The organism is Pseudomonas sp. MF4836, assembly GCF_002018875.1.
In the GTDB taxonomy this organism is placed as follows: domain Bacteria; phylum Pseudomonadota; class Gammaproteobacteria; order Pseudomonadales; family Pseudomonadaceae; genus Aquipseudomonas.
This window is the reverse complement of the sequence record NZ_MVOL01000001.1, coordinates 312729-328889: the sequence shown is the minus strand read 5'-3', so window position 1 is coordinate 328889 and position 16161 is coordinate 312729. Positions and strand designations below refer to the sequence as shown.

Genomic DNA, 16161 nt, shown 5'->3' with positions numbered 1-16161 from the left:
GGCCAATATCAACAACAAGAACACAGGAAACCCCGTCATGAATCGAGTGATCAACGACCCGGACCACGTGGTCGAGGACATGCTGCAGGGCATCCTGCTGGCGCACCCGGAACTGGCCCAGTTCGAGACCAACCCACGGGTGATCTGCAAACGCGACGCCTCGCCGACAGGCCAGGTGGGCATCGTCACCGGCGGCGGCTCGGGGCATGAACCGGCGTTTCTCGGCTATGTCGGCCCAGGCCTGGTGGACGCGGTGGCGGTGGGCGAAATCTTTTCTTCGCCCACCGCCAAAAGCTTCTTCGACGCCTTTCGAGCCGCCGACCAGGGCGCGGGCGTCGCCTGCCTGTACGGCAACTACGCGGGCGACAATATGAACGTGAAACTGGCGATGAAGATGGCCGCCAGCAAAGACCTGCAGGTGCGCACTGTGGTCGCCAACGACGACGTGGCCTCCGCGCCCCAGGCCGAGATTGCCAAGCGCCGGGGCGTGGCCGGGGAGATCTTCATGTGGAAGGTCGGCGGCGCGGCGGCGGCCAAGGGCTATGACCTCGACGGAGTGATTCGGGTCGCGCAGAACGCCGTCGATCGGTGCCGTTCCATCGGCGTGGGGCTCACCCCCTGCACCATTCCGGCGGTGGGCAAGCCCAACTTCCAGATCGCCCCCGGGCAAATGGAACTGGGCATCGGCCACCACGGCGAGCCGGGGATTGAGGTCATCCCCGTCGAGTCCGCTGCGGCCATGGCCGAACGCATGCTGGCGCCGATCCTCGCCGACCGCGATTTCAGTACCGACGATAGCGTGGTGGTACTGGTTTCCGGCCTCGGTGCGACGCCGGTGATGGAGCTATATATTTTCTACGCTGAAGTCGAACGGCAGATCCGCGCCAAGGGGCTCAAGGTGCACCGCTGTTACGTCGGCAACTATTTCACCTCACTGGAAATGATGGGCGTGACCCTGACCCTGCTGGGCCTGGACGCCGAACTCAAAACCCTGATCGACCAACCTTGCCGCTCCATCGGCATGACCCAGACGGAGTGAACCATGAGCCAGTCTTTTTCCAGCAGTGACGGCGGCGCCATCGTGGCCGACCTGGTGACCGTAATAGTCGCCAACCGTGAATACCTGAGCGAAGTCGACGGGGCCATCGGCGACGGTGACCACGGCATCAATATGGCCAAGGGCTTTGCCCACTGTGGCCGTGCCCTGGAAGGGCGTGAACTGGACCTGGCCGGGGCGCTCGACGAACTGACCCTGAGCCTGATGGAAGGCATAGGCGGCTCCATGGGCCCGCTCTACGGCAGCCTGTTTATCGGCATGGCCAATGAGGTGCGCGACCGACAGGAGATCGACACGGCGACATTCGCCCGCCTGCTGCGCGGTGGCCTGACCTCGCTGCAAGACATCACCGAGGCCGGCGTCGGCGACAAGTGCTTGATGGACACCCTGATCCCTGCGGTGCAGGCGTTCGAACAGGCACACACAGCAGGGGCTTCATTCCATGAAGCACTGGAGCACATGAAAAGCGCGGCGTCTCAGGGCCGGGACTCAACCCGCGACCTGGTGGCCCGAATCGGCCGTGCCAGCCGCCTGGGCGAACGGTCACTCGGCGTGCTGGATGCCGGCGCCGTGTCCTGCTGCCTGATCCTGACCCGCCTCGCCGACTCCATCCGCCCCCGACTCCTGTAGCCGCTGCCGAAGGCTGCGCTGGTCCGCACTGCCGCCTTGCCATATCTGACAGAGCACGGCGACCTCAAGGGCCAGCGCAGCCTTCGGCACCGGCTACAGGCGTTCTGCCGCCTTGGCGCATCTGACGGAACGCGGCGATCTCAAGGGTCCAACGGCCACGCCATTCAGCGCTATCAGGGCACTCTTCGATACTCGCGCTTGATCTGTTCGAGGTAGCGCACCACGGCCGGGGCCTGTTCGAAGCGGCGGTGGATCAGGGACAGGCGTGAGGAGGCGTCGCCGCCCTTGATCGGCCGGTACAGGACGTTGGGCAGGCTGATATGACCGATCACCGACTCAGGCACCACGGCCACGCCCTGGCCCAGGGACACCAGGGCCAGCACGGCCACCAGGCCGCCGGGTTGGGGGCCCAGGGTCGGCGCGTAGCCGCCCTGGGCCGCCACTTGCAGGGTGCCGCTGATCTGTTCGGGGAGGATAAAGGTCTCGCCGCGCAGATGTTCCGGGCTGATGTCCCCCAGGCGGGCCAGCCAGGACTGCGCCGGCAACGCCAGCACAAACCCTTCGGCGTCCAGGGCGATGGCTTCCAGCCCCTCGGGCAGGGTCATGGGGGAGCGGATATAACCGATATCGAAGCGCCCATCGGCCACCAGTCCCGGCAGCGCGGCCATGGGCTTTTCGCGCACGCTGAGGCTGACGTCCGGGTATTGCCGGCAAAAAGCCTGTACCTGCTTTTGCAGCAGGCCCGAGTACACCGCCGAGGCCACGTAGCCCAGTTCGATATGGCCGATTTCCCCGCGCCCGGCGCGCTGGGCATTGCGCTGGGCAAACTCGAACTGGCGCACTGTGGCCTCGGCTTCCATCACCAACGCGGCACCGGCCTCGGTCAAGCTGACCTCGCGCTGCTGGCGCAGGAACAGGCGCGTGCCCAGGGCTTGCTCCATGTCCTGGATCTGCCGGCTCAAGGTTGGCGGGGCAATGCCCAACTGCTCGGCGGCGCGGGTGAAATTGCGCTGCCGGGCCACGGCCAGGAAGTAGCGAAAATGACGAATTTCCATAAAGGCGTTAGCTCAAAGGTAATGAAGTCCCGCATTGCGCCTAACAAGGCACCCGAAGCGTCGCGATAAGCTGGCTCGACCTCCACCCTAGAGAGCCTATGCCATGCGCGTCAAACCCCTGTTTCTGGCGATGATCACTTGTTACAGCCTGCAGCTCGCTTCTGCCGGCGCTGCCGACACCGGTATTGCCCACAAGGCAATCCTTGACCTGAAGAGCGCCCAACAGCTGCTCCAGGCCGCCCAGCAGACCGCCGACGCCAAGGGCTGGCCGTGCGCGGTGGTGATCGTCGACGACGGCGGCTGGCCGATCCTCAGTGCGCGCATGGACGGTGCTCCGGTGGTCGCCGGGATCGAGCTGGCCCAGGGCAAGGCGCGCACCTCGGCGCTGTTCAAGCGGCCCTCGGGCGATCTGGAAAATGCCATCAATGGCGGGCGTCAGGCGGCGATTACCGCCGGTTTGCTGATGATGAAAGGCGCGCAGCCCATCATCGTCGACGGCCAGGTGATCGGCGCCATCGGGGTCAGCGCCGACACCCCGGCCCATGATGATGAAATCGCCCTCGCCGCCCTGGCGGCCCTGCCCCAGCGGAGTCAGCCATGAGTCAACCCAACCCGCGCTGGACCCTGCTCACCGCGTCCGGGGTGTGCTCGCTGATCGTGCTCGACACCAATATCGTCGCCGTGACCCTGCCGAGCATCGCCCGCGACCTGGGGGCCAACTTCGTCGATATCGAATGGGTGGTCAGCGCCTACATGCTGGCCTTCGCCGCCTTGCTGCTGCCCGCCGGCAGCCTCGCCGACCGCTTCGGACGCAGGAAGACCCTGCTCTGCGGCCTGGTGATTTTCCTCCTCGCCTCCCTCGGCTGCGGCGCCGCCCCCTCGGCGCTGTGGCTGGATATCGCCCGGGCGATCAAAGGCGTGGGCGCAGCCTTGCTCTTGACCTCGGCCCTGGCCTCCATCGGCCATACCTTCCACGACGATGTGCAGCGGGCCAAGGCCTGGGCATTCTGGGGCGCCTGCATGGGCGTGGCGATGACCGCCGCACCGACCCTTGGCGGGCTGATTACCCAGTACATCGGCTGGCGCTGGATCTTCTACCTCAACCTGCCGGTGGGCCTGGCGCTGATGACCATGGTCCTGCGCCATGTGCCCGAGTCCCGCGACACCCAGGCCGCGCGCCTCGATCCCTGGGGCAGTCTGGCCTTCAGCGCCAGCCTGCTGTGCCTGATCTGGGGCCTGATCGAAGCCAACCGCATCGGCTGGAGCAACCCGCTGACCTACGCCCGCCTGCTGGGCGGCGCGGCCTTGCTCGGGCTGTTCGTGCTGATCGAAAAAGCCCAGCGCCGGCCCATGGTGGATTTGCAGTTGCTGCGCCACCCACGACTGATCGGCGCCCTGCTGGGGATGTTCGCCTACGCCGGTTGCGCCCAGGTGATGATGACGCTGCTGCCGTTCTACTTGCAGAACGGCCTGCAGTTTTCCGCCATCGCCTCGGGCCTGGGCATGCTGCCATTTGCCCTGACCATGCTGATTTGCCCGCGCATCGGCGCACGCCTGGCCGGGCGTTACGCCCCGGCCACCCTGATGGCCGCAGGCCTGACCCTGGTCGGGGTGGGCAATCTGCTCAGTGCCTGGGCAGTGCACGCCGGTGGCTACCTGAGCTTTGCCCTGGCGATTGCCGTCACCGGTGCCGGCGCCGGGCTGCTCAATGGCGACACCCAGAAAAACATCATGGCCTGCGTGCCGCGGGAGCGGACCGGGATGGCCTCGGGCATGAGCACCACCATGCGTTTCAGCGCCATCATGCTGGCCATCGGCGTGTTCGGGGCGCTGCTGGCCAGCCACACCCAGCACCTGTTGCAGGTCGATCTCGGCCAGCAGGCGCCGCAATGGCTGGACCAGGCGCCGGACATCGCCTCGCGGGTGGTCGCCGGGGATATGCAAGGCGCCCTGGCCAGCCTGCCGGACAGCGCCCGGGCCCTGGTCGAGCCCCTGGCCGTGCAGGCCTTTGTCGGCGGTTTCGGCCGGGTGCTGACGGTGGCCGGGATCCTCGCACTGCTGGGGGCGCTGATGGTCGGCCGGCTGATGCGCAACCCCTTGCCCCAGGCCCAGGGCCTGAGCCTGAAGCTGGAATAGAAGCCCCTCTGCAACCGCCCCCAGGCTCGCGCCCGAGCCTGGGGGCGGTTGCACTTTCATAACATTCATTCCTTTGCCTGGCGCCACCCGCCAGCGCTAAGGTGCGGCCACCTGAAATACCCACTCCCCCGAGGTGCAGATGCCCCCTTCAAGTGTGATCGTGGTCGGGGCCGGCATTGTCGGCGCCTCCATCGCCTACCACCTGGCACGCCAGGGCGCACAGGTGACGGTGCTTGAGCAGTCGGTTGCGGCGAGCGGCGTTACCCGCCATTCATTTGCCTGGATCAACACCGCCGATGAAGCGCCTAAGGCGATCCAGGCCCTGCGCGCCCAAGCCCTGGGGGACTATTGGCGCCTCGAACACGAGCTGCCGGACCTGCGCATCACGTGGTCGGGAGCGCTGTGCTACACCGCCGCCGCCCTGGCCGCGAACGGCGCCAGCGCCCACCTCAGCCCCAGCCCATCGCTGCAGTGGCTCGACCAGGCCCAGGTCGCGCAGCTTGAACCCAACCTGATCACGCCGCCGCAGCGCGCCCGCTACGCCCCCGCGGAGGGCAGTCTGGATCCGGTGGCCGCCACCCGCACCCTGCTGGACGGGGCCCGAGCCCACGGCGCCCAGGTGCTGGAACAGACCCCGGTGCTGGGCCTGCGACTCGACGGCAGCCGGGTGATCGGCGTCGACACCGCCAACGGCGCCTGCCATGCCGATTACGTGGTGCTCGCCGCCGGCTGCGCGACCCCGACCCTGGTCGCCCCACTGGGCCTGCCTCTGCCGGTGCAGGCCTCGCCGTCGATCCTGATCCGTCTCGATGCCCCGCCAGGCCTGATCAAGACCCTGATCTCCAACAGCGAGATGGAAATCCGCGAAGCGGCGGACGGCAGCTTGCTGATGGCCGAGGACTACATCGCCGCCAGCGGCGCACAAGGACCGGACGCCCTGGCCCAGGCCGCATTGCTCAGCGTGCGCCAGTCATTGCGCGGCGCCGAAGCCGTGACCCTGCGCAGCGTCGAGGTCGGCCAGCGCCCGATGCCCGCCGACCGCCTGCCAGTGATTGGCCCGAGTGCCGGGCACCCGGGGCTGTATCTGGCGGTGATGCACCCCGGGGTGATCCTCGCGGCCACGGTCGGGCGCCTGGTCAGCGAAGAACTGATCCACGGCCAGACCTGCGACGCCCTCGCCCCCTGCCGCCCCTCGCGCTTTAGCTGAGGGCGCGGCAACACCGCCCTGGGGGCCGGATAAGTGCCCCCTCAGTGGAATCATCCGCCCTCGCCTGTTGTCCTCTCTTGATCGCAACGACTTCTTAATCGGACGACGGGAGCACTCCATGGCGAAAATCACCCTTGCCCAGCAACTGGCAACCACCCTTGAGCAAGCCGGGGTCAAGCGCATCTGGGGCCTGACCGGCGACAGCCTGAACGGCCTGACCGACGCCTTGCGCACCATGGACAGCATCGAGTGGATGCACGTGCGCCACGAGGAGGTGGCGGCCTTTGCCGCCGGCGCCGAAGCCGCGGCCACCGGCGAGCTGGCGGTGTGCGCCGGCAGCTGCGGGCCGGGCAACCTGCACTTGATCAATGGCCTGTTCGACTGCCATCGCAACCATGTGCCGGTGCTGGCGATTGCCGCGCAGATCCCGTCTTCGGAGATCGGCCTCAACTATTTCCAGGAGACCCATCCCCAGGAGCTGTTCAAGGAATGCAGCCACTTCGTCGAACTGGTCAGCAACCCGGCGCAGATGCCCCAGGTGCTGCACCGGGCCATGCGCAGCGCGATCCTCAACCGGGGCGTGGCGGTGGTGGTGATTCCCGGCGATGTGGCGTTGCAGGAGGTCGAGGCGCACCTCAAGCCCTGGCCGGCACTGCACGCGCCGCGCACCCTGCCCGCGCCCCAGGACCTGGACCGGCTGGTCGAGCTGCTGAGCAACAGCAAGGCCACCACCCTGCTCTGCGGCAGCGGTTGCGCCGGCGCCCATGACCAGGTGGTGGCCCTGGCCGACACCCTCGGCGCGCCGGTGGTGCATGCCCTGCGCGGCAAGGAGCACGTTGAATGGGACAACCCGTTCGATGTCGGCATGACCGGGCTGATCGGCTTTAGCTCCGGTTACCACGCCATGCTCAACTGCGACACCCTGGTGATGCTCGGCACCGACTTCCCGTACCGCCAGTTCTACCCCAGCGATGCCCGCATCGTGCAGATCGACCGCGACCCGCAGGCCCTGGGCCGGCGCGCCACCCTCGACCTGGGGATTGCCGCCGACGTCGGCGAAACCCTGGCCGCCCTGCTGCCGCGCCTGCCGTACAAGGGCGACCGCAGCTTCCTCGACGAGTCCCTCAAGCATTACGCCAAGGCCCGCAAGGGCCTGGACGACCTGGCCCAACCCAGCGCCGCCAACCGGCCGATCCACCCGCAGTACCTGACCCGGGTGCTCAGCGAACTGGCGGACGAAGATGCGATCTTCACCGCTGACGTCGGCACCCCCACGGTGTGGGCCGCGCGCTACCTGAAAATGAACGGCAAGCGGCGCCTGCTGGGTTCGTTCAACCATGGCTCGATGGCCAATGCCATGCCCCAGGCCATGGGCGCCCAGGCGGCATTCCCCGGGCGCCAGGTGATTTCGCTGTCGGGCGACGGCGGTTTCAGCATGTTGATGGGCGACTTCATTTCCCTGGCCCAGCTCAAGCTGCCGGTGAAAGTCATCGTCTACGACAACGCCTCCCTGGGCTTTGTCGCCATGGAGATGAAATCCGCCGGCTACCTGGACACCGGCACCGACCTGCACAACCCGGACTTCGGCGCCATGGCCAATGCCATGGGCATCCTCGGCCTGCGGGTGGAGCGCTCCGAAGACCTGGAAGGCGCCTTGCGCACCGCCCTGGCCCATGACGGGCCGGTGCTGGTGGACGTGGTCACCGCCAAACAGGAGCTGGCCATGCCGCCGGCGATCAAGCTCGAACAGGCCAAGGGCTTCAGTCTCTACATGCTCAAGGCGGTGATGAGCGGACGCGGCGACGAGGTGATCGAACTGGCCAAGACCAACTGGCTCAAGGGCCTCTGGTCCAAGCCTCAGGAATGACATCAAAACAGTAGCAACTTGATGATTGCCACCACGGCCCGCAACCTGCGGCCGTGGTGCGCATCATTGCCCGCCTGCCCCCGTTTGTGCCCCGCATGGTGGGAGAAAATCCGCAGCGTGGGCGCAGGTCTTCTACGCTCTGGCTGGTTGACCTCATTTCGATATGAGCAACCCTGCACAACCCCGGTATTTTTTAAGACTTTCTTCAAGCGTGGCAGTGTTCAAAATGGTTCAAATTGGTAGAAACTACCGCCCGCACAAGACTGCCCCCAGGTCCGGGTCCAAAGGCACTATCGCCCAGGGACGCAGCCACGGGTCAGTCACCTTTTTGTCCTTTCTGTCGTGTACATCAGCGTTATTCCCAGGAGATCAACATGGCGGTACTTCAAGCTCGCACACTGGATTTATTGCAGAACAATCAAAAGAACCTGCTGGGCGAATGGGTCGCCAGCCTCGAGGCCTCAGGTGCCGCGCGCAATATCAAGCAGGATGACTTGCAGCAGCAGGGCGCCGATTTCCTGGGGCTGATCATTGCCGCATTGAAAACCGGCAATTCGCAGAATGTGAACCATGACGACTGGGCCGAAGCCCGGCAGTTCCTGGAAAAGCTGTCCCATAGCCGCGCCCTGATCGGTCAGGACTCGCAGCAGACCGCCAGTTTCATCTTCTCCCTCAAGGGCCCGCTGTTTGCCCTGCTGCAACACGAGTACGTGGAACAGCCGGCGCTGCTGGCCGAGCAACTCTGGGAAGTTTCCGAGCTGCTGGACGCCCTGGGCATGCACACCATCCGGACCTTCCAGAAGTCCCGCGAATCGGTGATCAAGCGTCAGCAGGAAGAACTGCTGGAGCTGTCGACCCCGGTGGTCAAACTGTGGGAAGGCGTGCTGGCCCTGCCGATGATCGGCACCCTGGATTCGCAGCGCACCCAGGTGGTGATGGAATCCTTGCTGCAACGCATCGTCGACACCGGCTCGGAGATCGCGATCATCGACATCACCGGGGTCCCGACCGTCGACACCCTGGTGGCCCAGCACCTGCTCAAGACCGTGACCGCCATCCGCCTGATGGGCGCCGACTGCATCATCAGCGGCGTGCGTCCGCAGATTGCCCAGACCATCGTCCACCTCGGCCTGGACCTGCAGGGCGTGGTGACCAAGGCCAACCTGGCCGATGCCCTGGCCCTGGCCCTGAAACGCCTGGGCGTCACTGTCAGCAAGGCGGTTTAAGCATGGAGCGCATTCCTATTCTGCAGATGGGCGACTTTCTGCTGGTGACGATCCAGGTCGATATGCATGACCAATTGGCGCTGACGCTGCAGGACGACCTGTCCGAACGCATCAGCCGCACCTCGGCCCGGGGCGTGTTGATCGATATTTCCGCGCTGGACATGGTCGACTCGTTTATCGGGCGCATGATCGGCACCATCTCCGGGCTGTCGCGGATCATGGACGCCCAGACCGTGCTGGTGGGCATGCAGCCGGCCGTGGCCATTACCCTGGTGGAACTGGGCCTGACCCTGCCCGGGGTCAGCACCGCGCTGAATGTCGAGCGCGGCATGCAACTGTTGCGCACCCGAGTACAGGCAGAATGACCCCGGCGCGCAGCGGCACCCATCCGATCCTGATCGAGCAGGACGTGGTCCTGGCCCGCCAGTTGGCACGCAAGCTGTGCCAGGAGTGCGGCATGCGCCTGATCGACCTGACCAAGCTGGTGACGGCGGTCAGCGAGCTGGCGCGCAACACCGTGGTCTACGGCGGTGGCGGCCACATGGACTGGGACATCATCGAAGACCAGGCCCGCACCGGCCTGCGCCTGACCTTTCGCGACGAGGGCCCGGGCATTCCCGACATCAAGCTGGCGATGACCGACGGCTGGACCTCCGGTGGCGGCCTGGGCCTGGGGCTGACCGGGGCCAAGCGCCTGGTGGATGAGTTCGTACTGGACACTGCGCCCGGCCAGGGCACCCGCGTGACGATTACACGATGGGCCTGAATATTCCGAGCGCACTCACCGAAGTGCTGTTGATCGAAGACCCGAGCCAGATCGGGCATGCCCGGCGCACCGCGCAAAAGCGCGCCGAGCAGCTGGGTTTCGACGAAACCGACTGCGGGCGCGTGGCGCTGGTGGTCACCGAACTGGCGAGCAACCTGCTCAAGCATGCGACTCACGGCGCCCTGCACCTGCGCACCCTGGCGGGGCCCGAGGCCCAGGGCATCGAGATCATCGCCGTGGACCGGGGCCAGGGCTTCGACCTGCGTCACTGCCTGATCGACGGTTATTCCACCGGCGGCACCCAGGGCATTGGCCTGGGCAGCATCAGCCGCCTGGCGCAGGTGTTCGACGCCTACGCCGACGAACGTGGCTCGGTGCTGCTGGCCCGGCTGTATCCGCGCCAGTCCGTGGTCAAGGACCTGCGCTACGGGGTCAGCCAGCACTCGCTGCACAACGACCCGGCCTGCGGCGATGCCTGGCACCTGGCGCTCGAACCCGGGCGCCTGAGTGTGCTGGTGGTCGACGGGCTGGGTCACGGCAGTGAAGCCGAACGGGCGGCGCGGGCCGGCGAAGAGGTGTTCGCCCTGGCACCGTTCCTCAGCCCCACCGAGCTGATGAACGACCTGCATATCGCCATGACCGGCACCCGGGGAGGCGCCGTGGCGATTGCCCAGTACCATGCCACCGCAGGCCGGCTGACCTTCACCGGCATCGGCAACATCGGTGCCAGCCTGATCAGCCAGGGTAAATCCCGCGGACTGGCCTCGCACCCGGGCATCGTCGGCAGCCAGTTCCGCAAGGCGCAACCCTTCGACTACCCGGACGCCAGCGGCCAGTTGCTGATCCTGTACAGCGACGGCTTGCAGTCGCGCTGGAACCTGCAGGATTACCCCGGGCTCGCCCAGCGCCACCCGGCCCTGATCGCGACCGTCCTGCATCGTGACTACTGTCGCGGCCGGGATGACGTAACCGTATTGGTGATTGCCCTGGAGGCCATCGATGGCTGATTCCACTCCCCCGCCTATCCCCGAAGATTCGCCGTTGGTGCGCCAGCTGCAAGCGGAAGCCGAGGCGCTGCGCGACGAACTGGATGAAACCAACCAGGGCGTGCTGGCGCTCTACGCCGAGCTGGATACCCAGGCCGAGCAACTGCGCCAGGCCTCGGACCTGAAAAGCCGCTTTCTGTCCTATATGAGCCACGAGTTCCGCACCCCGCTGGGCTCGATCCTGAGCATCGCCAGCCTGCTCAGCGACGAGCTGGACGGCCCCCTGAGCCCCGAGCAGCACAAGCAGGTGGCCTTTGTCAGCAGCTCTGCCCGCGAGCTCAGCGACATGGTCGATGACTTGCTGGACCTGGCCAAGATCGAAGCCGGGCGAATCAGCATTTCCCCGGCCTGGTTCGACATGCTGGACCTGTTTTCCGCCCTGCGCGGGATGTTCCGGCCGATTGTCGACGCCTCGTCCATCGACCTGATTTTCGAAGAGCCGTCGGGGTTGCCTCGCTTGTTCACCGACGATAAAAAACTGGCGCAGATCCTGCGCAACTTCATCTCCAACGCCCTGAAATTCACCCTGCAAGGCGAGGTGCGGGTCTCGGCGCGGATGGAGAACCAGCAGGAAATCCGCTTTGCGGTGAATGACACCGGGCTCGGGATCCCGGCGGAGCTGCACAGCAACCTGTTCGAGGACTTCTCGCAAATCGACTCACCGCTGCAAAAGCGCCTGCGCGGCACCGGGCTTGGCCTATCCTTGTGCAAGCGCTTTGCCGAACTGCTGGGCGGCAGAGTGGGTGTAGACAGCACGCCAGGGATAGGCTCGACCTTCTTTGTGATCATCCCTCTCTCAATTGCCGAGGAGCCCGTCGATGAAGCGTGACATCCGTTTGCTGATCGTCGACGACAACGCCGCCACCCGCTACGCCATGCGCCGGCGCCTGGAGCGCCACCATTATCAAGTACTGGAGGCCGGCACTGGCCAGGAAGGCCTGGACATCATCGCCAGCGAGGTGGTGGACGGCCTGATCCTGGACGTCAATCTGCCGGACATGAGCGGCTTCGACATTGTCCGCACCCTGCGCGCCGACCCGGCCACCGCCCTGCTGCCGGTGGTGCATGTGTCGGCCGCGTCGATCGAGACCGGCGACATCATCACCGGCCTGGATGCCGGGGCCGATGCCTACCTGATCCACCCGGTGGACCCGGACGTGCTGCTGGCCACCCTGCGCACCCTGCTGCGGGTGCGCGACACCGAATATGCCTTACGAGAAAGCGAGGCACGCTTTCGCGAGATTTTCTTCAATATCAGCGCGCCCATCGCGGTGATGGACGCCGAGCTGAAAGTGCACGAATGCAACCACGCGTTCGCCCAACTGATCCAGGACAACCTCAACCCCGACACCCTGCTCGAATGCTTTGCCAGGGACCAGTGCGCGGTGCTCAAGGAACTGCGTCTGCGTCTGGCGGCCGGCGAGCGCTGGAAAGGCACGTTGCAGATGCAGGTCGTCGGCCAGACCCGGGAAACCGAATGGCAGATCTCGCCCTATCGCAGCCCCGAGCTGAGCCTGGTATTTGTCGAAGACGTCACCGAACACCGCCTGCGCGAACGTGACCAGCGGGCCGAGCTGGACAACGCCACCAGCCAGCTGGCACGCACCGAAGCGCAGTTGCTGCAAGCGCAGAAGATGGACGCCCTGGGCAAGCTCACCGGCGGCATCGCCCACGACTTCAACAACCTGCTGACCGGCATCATCACCAGCCTGGAACTGATCAAGAAGCGCATGCTCAGCGAGCGCACCGACAAGGTCATCGACTACGCCGACGCCGCCCTGAGTTCGGCCCTGAGCGCCGCCGGGCTGACCAACCGGCTGCTGGCCTTCGCCCGCCAGCAGCCGCTGGACACGCGGCCGATCGACATCAACGAGCACATCCGCTCCCTGGAAGAATTGCTGGTGCGCACCATCGGCGAACACATCACCCTCAAGCTCGAATTGACCACCAAGGCCGCCGTGGCCCTGGTGGACCCGATCCAGTTGCAGAGCGCGGTGCTGAACCTGGTGATCAACGCCCGCGACGCGCTGCCCAAGGGCGGCAATATCTGGGTCACCACCTATGCCGCGTACTCCCATGGCAACCTGAAACTGGACAACGGGCCCTATGTCGCGCTGTCGGTCAGGGACGACGGGGTCGGCATCGACCACAACGTGATCGACAAAGTGTTCGATCCGTTCTTCACCACCAAACCCCTGGGCCAGGGCACCGGCCTCGGACTGTCGACCATCTACGGCTTTGCCCGGCAATCGGGGGGCGATGCGCGGATCCGCAGCGTGGCGCGCCAGGGTACCGAGGTCACCATCATGTTGCCGGCCAGTGCCGACGCCGCAGCGCAACAGGTCGAGCACCTGGTGGCAGTCGAAGACAGCAGCGGCGAGCATGTGCTGATCGTCGAAGACATGCCCTCGGTGCGCAGCTTTGTCGCCGAGGTGCTGGTGGATGCCGGCTACCGCTGCACCCTGGCGGCTGAGGTCGAACAGGCCATGGCCAGCCTGCAGGGCGACCCGTCGATCGACCTGCTGTTGACCGATGTCGGCCTGCCGGGCCTGAACGGGCGCGAACTGGCGGATATGGCCCGGGTCTGGCGCCGCGAACTGCCGGTGCTGTTCATGACCGGCTATGCGGAAAACGCAGCCAATATCCAGGGTTTCCTGGGGGACGGCATGGACATCATCTCCAAGCCGTTTCATATCCAGGAGCTGCTGGCCAAGGTGCGGCGGACCCTGGAGTGGAGCCCCGTGGCCGACGCGCCACCGGACCTATGACCGGCGGGTGACGGTCAAGGCCACCACGGCGATGCGCTCGACCCGTTCGTAGCCCGGCTTCTCCAGCTCTTCACCGAACACATCGGGATCGAGTTCGCGGTAGGTCCAGGCATAGGCATCGTTGTCGAGCAGCGGTCGCGCGGCGTCGAGAAACGGGTCGCGGCCCTCGACCATCGCCACGCCGGTGTAGAGCAGCAAGCTGCCGTCGCGCTGCAGACGCGGCAGCGCCTCCCGCAGGATACGCAGCGACAGCTGCTCCCCCAGCTCACCGCCACCGTGGCGATAGGCCCGTTGTTGGGTGTCCTGCATATAGGGCGGGTTGGCCAGGATCAGGTCGAACCGGCCCTCGACGCTGCCCAGCACATCACTGTGATAGACGCTGACGTTGTGCGCCTCGGCCAGCTCGGCGTTGACCGCGCTCATGCGCAGCGCCCGCGGGTTGATGTCCACCGCCAGGACCTCGGCCGTGTGGCGCGAGCGGGCCACCAGCAAGGCGCCGACCCCACTCCCGCAACCGATGTCCACCGCCCGCCGCACAGGGCTGAAACGCTGGCACAGGTGGTCCTCGATCAGGCTGGCGAAGCGGTAGCTGTCAGGACCGAAAAACACCGCGTCCGCCTCCTCCGTGGGGTACGCGGAATGGGCCAGCAGCAAGGGCCCCAGGCTCGACCAGCGCACCGTGCTGCGCAACTGCCCGGCGTCCTCCTGGACAATGCCGGCCTGTTGCAGCCCGGCCAGTTCGGCGGCGTCGAACAGCCCTGCATCGAAGGGCCGTGACCAGCCGAACACCCCACGCAGGTCCGTCGCGCGCGGGTCGGCCAGGCGCCCATTGACCCGCTGGTGGGTCAGGGGCGTCGGGGTAATGAACCGATAGCTGGCCGCCATCAGCCGTTGCCCAAGTCGCAGCAGGGCCTGATCGGCCTGGGCTTGGGACGAGTCATGCAAAGACGTGGTGCGTGGCGCGGAATCAATCATGGACCGGGCTTCCTTGTGGGTCAGCGCACACTGGCGCGCAGTTGAATAAAGCGCCGCGTGGCGTACAGCCCGGCTGGACGCGAATGACGCTGCGGGCCGAGCCAGGGCAGCAGCAGCGCCAGTTGCCCCTCGACCGGCTGCTGCTCCAGGGCGGTGGCCAGGGCCTGGGTTTCCGGGTCCTCGACTGCGGGCGGTGGCGCGGCGTCATGGGCACTGCCGAGGCGCGCCGGGGTGATGCGCGGGCGGGCGTCCCAGTCGCCGGCGATCCAGTCCTGCAGCAGTTGTTTCTCAAAACCGCTGAACACCCCGAACATCGCCGCGCCCGCGCCCTCGATCAATTGCCAGAAGCGGCTGTCGGCCGGGTCCTGATGGCGCTTGATCCAGCCTCTGGCCTGCAACGCCTGGAGGAATGCCGGGATCTGCCCCGGCTCGGCCAGCCATTGGTTGACGCTCTTGCCTTCGAAGCGGCAGTAGTCGGAATGCATGTGCTGGCCAAAGCGCCGCTTGCGTTCGAGCATGGCCACCACCTCACGCTCCAGGTCGAAACCCCGGATCACCGCGCTCGATCCCAGGCCCAGGTCGTTGAGGCGATAACCACGCCGCACCCGACGCCAGTACTCGTCGGCGTCCATGCCCATAGGCCTGAGTTCCAGCACCGACTGCACCGCGCGCCGGGCATGGCCGGTGCTGGCGTTGTCGATGGTGACATGCAGGGTGAAGTAGTACGGGTCGATGCCCAGTTCACTGAGTTCATAGGCACTGATCAGCAGGTGCAGGGGCAGCTGCTCGTAGCCCAGGTTGTAGCCCAGCACCTCGGGCATATAGGCCTCGGCGCAACAGCCGAGTGCCAGCTGAATGGCGCCCTGGCGATACAGTTCGTCATCCAGCGGCAGGTCAGCGTCGCAGCCCTGTTCGGCGAGCAGGCGACGATAGATCGCCACATGGTTCTGCGCCGGCTCGCCGTCGCCCAACTCTTCGAGGTAGGTGGTCAACAGGCCGTCGTAACGGTAGTCCTGCCAGTGGCCCAGGGCGCCGTAGAGCCAGGCCCCATCCACCAGTTTGGTGGGCGCCACACCTTGCAGGAAATACAGCGCATGGGCCTTGTTCTGAAAGTAGCGCCGGGGGGCGCCCTGCTGCCGCGCCGTTAAATACGCGGCGTAGTCCTGGGCCACATCGGCACAATTGCCCTCGATCCAGGCCAGCAACTGCTCGGGATGCTCGGGCAGCGGGTCATCGCCGGCCTCGGCCTGTTGCAGTTGCTGGCGCAGAAAGTCGTCAGCCAGGGTCCGTGACTGCGGGTCGGCATCGGCCAACAAGCGCTGGTAAAGGCTATGCAGGGGCTCACCCTGGTACAACTCGCCGGGAGTACCGCGCAGTGCTTCGAGCAGGCTCATGAGCGGCTCCCCGGGGTGCGAGACGAATAGCGTA

General features: G+C 66.1%; 15 protein-coding genes. 12 read left to right on the top strand and 3 right to left on the bottom strand.

Annotated elements, in window-relative coordinates; translation table 11 throughout:
* The first annotated feature begins 37 nt into the window (after nucleotides 1-37).
* Together MF4836_RS01585 and dhaL are read left to right on the top strand one after the other, a co-directional pair.
* Nucleotides 38-1039 (top strand): dihydroxyacetone kinase subunit DhaK, encoded by a 1002-nt coding sequence (locus tag MF4836_RS01585; protein WP_078468784.1) that lies wholly within the window; start codon nucleotides 38-40, stop codon nucleotides 1037-1039.
* Between the two features lie 3 nt (nucleotides 1040-1042).
* Complete coding sequence (dhaL, locus tag MF4836_RS01580; protein WP_078468783.1) at nucleotides 1043-1687, top strand: dihydroxyacetone kinase subunit DhaL; 645 nt, start codon at nucleotides 1043-1045, stop codon at nucleotides 1685-1687.
* Between the two features lie 173 nt (nucleotides 1688-1860).
* Here the strand turns inward: dhaL and MF4836_RS01575 are convergent, their stop codons facing one another.
* Entirely contained in the window at nucleotides 1861-2742 is an 882-nt protein-coding gene (locus tag MF4836_RS01575; protein ID WP_020295208.1) for a LysR family transcriptional regulator, read from the bottom strand.
* 103 nt (nucleotides 2743-2845) lie between these two features.
* On the opposite strand from MF4836_RS01575, the gene MF4836_RS01570 reads away from it, so the two are divergent.
* From MF4836_RS01570 to MF4836_RS01525, 10 genes are all read left to right on the top strand, one after another.
* On the top strand, nucleotides 2846-3343 hold the full coding sequence (locus MF4836_RS01570) for a GlcG/HbpS family heme-binding protein (RefSeq protein WP_078468782.1): 498 nt from the start codon (nucleotides 2846-2848) through the stop codon (nucleotides 3341-3343).
* On the top strand, nucleotides 3340-4878 hold the full coding sequence (locus MF4836_RS01565; protein ID WP_078468781.1) for an MFS transporter: 1539 nt from the start codon (nucleotides 3340-3342) through the stop codon (nucleotides 4876-4878). The genes MF4836_RS01570 and MF4836_RS01565 overlap by 4 nt, the downstream gene beginning before the upstream one ends.
* Before the next feature lie 139 nt (nucleotides 4879-5017).
* Nucleotides 5018-6085: an NAD(P)/FAD-dependent oxidoreductase gene (locus MF4836_RS01560; protein ID WP_078468780.1), complete on the top strand. Its 1068-nt coding sequence runs from the start codon at nucleotides 5018-5020 to the stop codon at nucleotides 6083-6085.
* A 118-nt stretch (nucleotides 6086-6203) separates the two neighbouring features.
* Complete coding sequence (poxB, locus tag MF4836_RS01555; protein ID WP_078468779.1) at nucleotides 6204-7952, top strand: ubiquinone-dependent pyruvate dehydrogenase; 1749 nt, start codon at nucleotides 6204-6206, stop codon at nucleotides 7950-7952.
* A 374-nt stretch (nucleotides 7953-8326) separates the two neighbouring features.
* Nucleotides 8327-9178: an STAS domain-containing protein gene (locus MF4836_RS01550; protein ID WP_078468778.1), complete on the top strand. Its 852-nt coding sequence runs from the start codon at nucleotides 8327-8329 to the stop codon at nucleotides 9176-9178.
* Between the two features lie 2 nt (nucleotides 9179-9180).
* On the top strand, nucleotides 9181-9543 hold the full coding sequence (locus MF4836_RS01545; protein ID WP_078468777.1) for an STAS domain-containing protein: 363 nt from the start codon (nucleotides 9181-9183) through the stop codon (nucleotides 9541-9543).
* Nucleotides 9540-9944, top strand: a complete 405-nt coding sequence (locus tag MF4836_RS01540; RefSeq protein ID WP_078468776.1) for an anti-sigma regulatory factor — start codon at nucleotides 9540-9542, stop codon at nucleotides 9942-9944. The genes MF4836_RS01545 and MF4836_RS01540 overlap by 4 nt, the downstream gene beginning before the upstream one ends.
* Nucleotides 9935-10951, top strand: a complete 1017-nt coding sequence (locus tag MF4836_RS01535) for an ATP-binding protein (RefSeq protein WP_178102899.1) — start codon at nucleotides 9935-9937, stop codon at nucleotides 10949-10951. Before MF4836_RS01540 ends, MF4836_RS01535 begins: the two co-directional genes overlap by 10 nt.
* Nucleotides 10944-11819, top strand: coding sequence for a sensor histidine kinase (locus MF4836_RS01530; protein WP_078468775.1), 876 nt, complete (start codon nucleotides 10944-10946; stop codon nucleotides 11817-11819). The genes MF4836_RS01535 and MF4836_RS01530 overlap by 8 nt, the downstream gene beginning before the upstream one ends.
* A complete protein-coding gene (locus tag MF4836_RS01525) occupies nucleotides 11809-13758 on the top strand; it encodes a response regulator (protein ID WP_078468774.1) in 1950 nt (649 codons plus the stop codon). The genes MF4836_RS01530 and MF4836_RS01525 overlap by 11 nt, the downstream gene beginning before the upstream one ends.
* On the opposite strand, the gene MF4836_RS01520 is transcribed toward MF4836_RS01525, so the two are convergent.
* Both MF4836_RS01520 and MF4836_RS01515 read right to left on the bottom strand, forming a co-directional pair.
* Nucleotides 13753-14733: a methyltransferase gene (locus MF4836_RS01520; RefSeq protein ID WP_078468773.1), complete on the bottom strand. Its 981-nt coding sequence runs from the start codon at nucleotides 14731-14733 to the stop codon at nucleotides 13753-13755. The genes MF4836_RS01525 and MF4836_RS01520 overlap by 6 nt on opposite strands.
* A gap of 20 nt (nucleotides 14734-14753) precedes the next feature.
* Nucleotides 14754-16127, bottom strand: coding sequence for an iron-containing redox enzyme family protein (locus tag MF4836_RS01515; protein WP_078468772.1), 1374 nt, complete (start codon nucleotides 16125-16127; stop codon nucleotides 14754-14756).
* Nucleotides 16128-16161 lie beyond the last annotated feature (34 nt).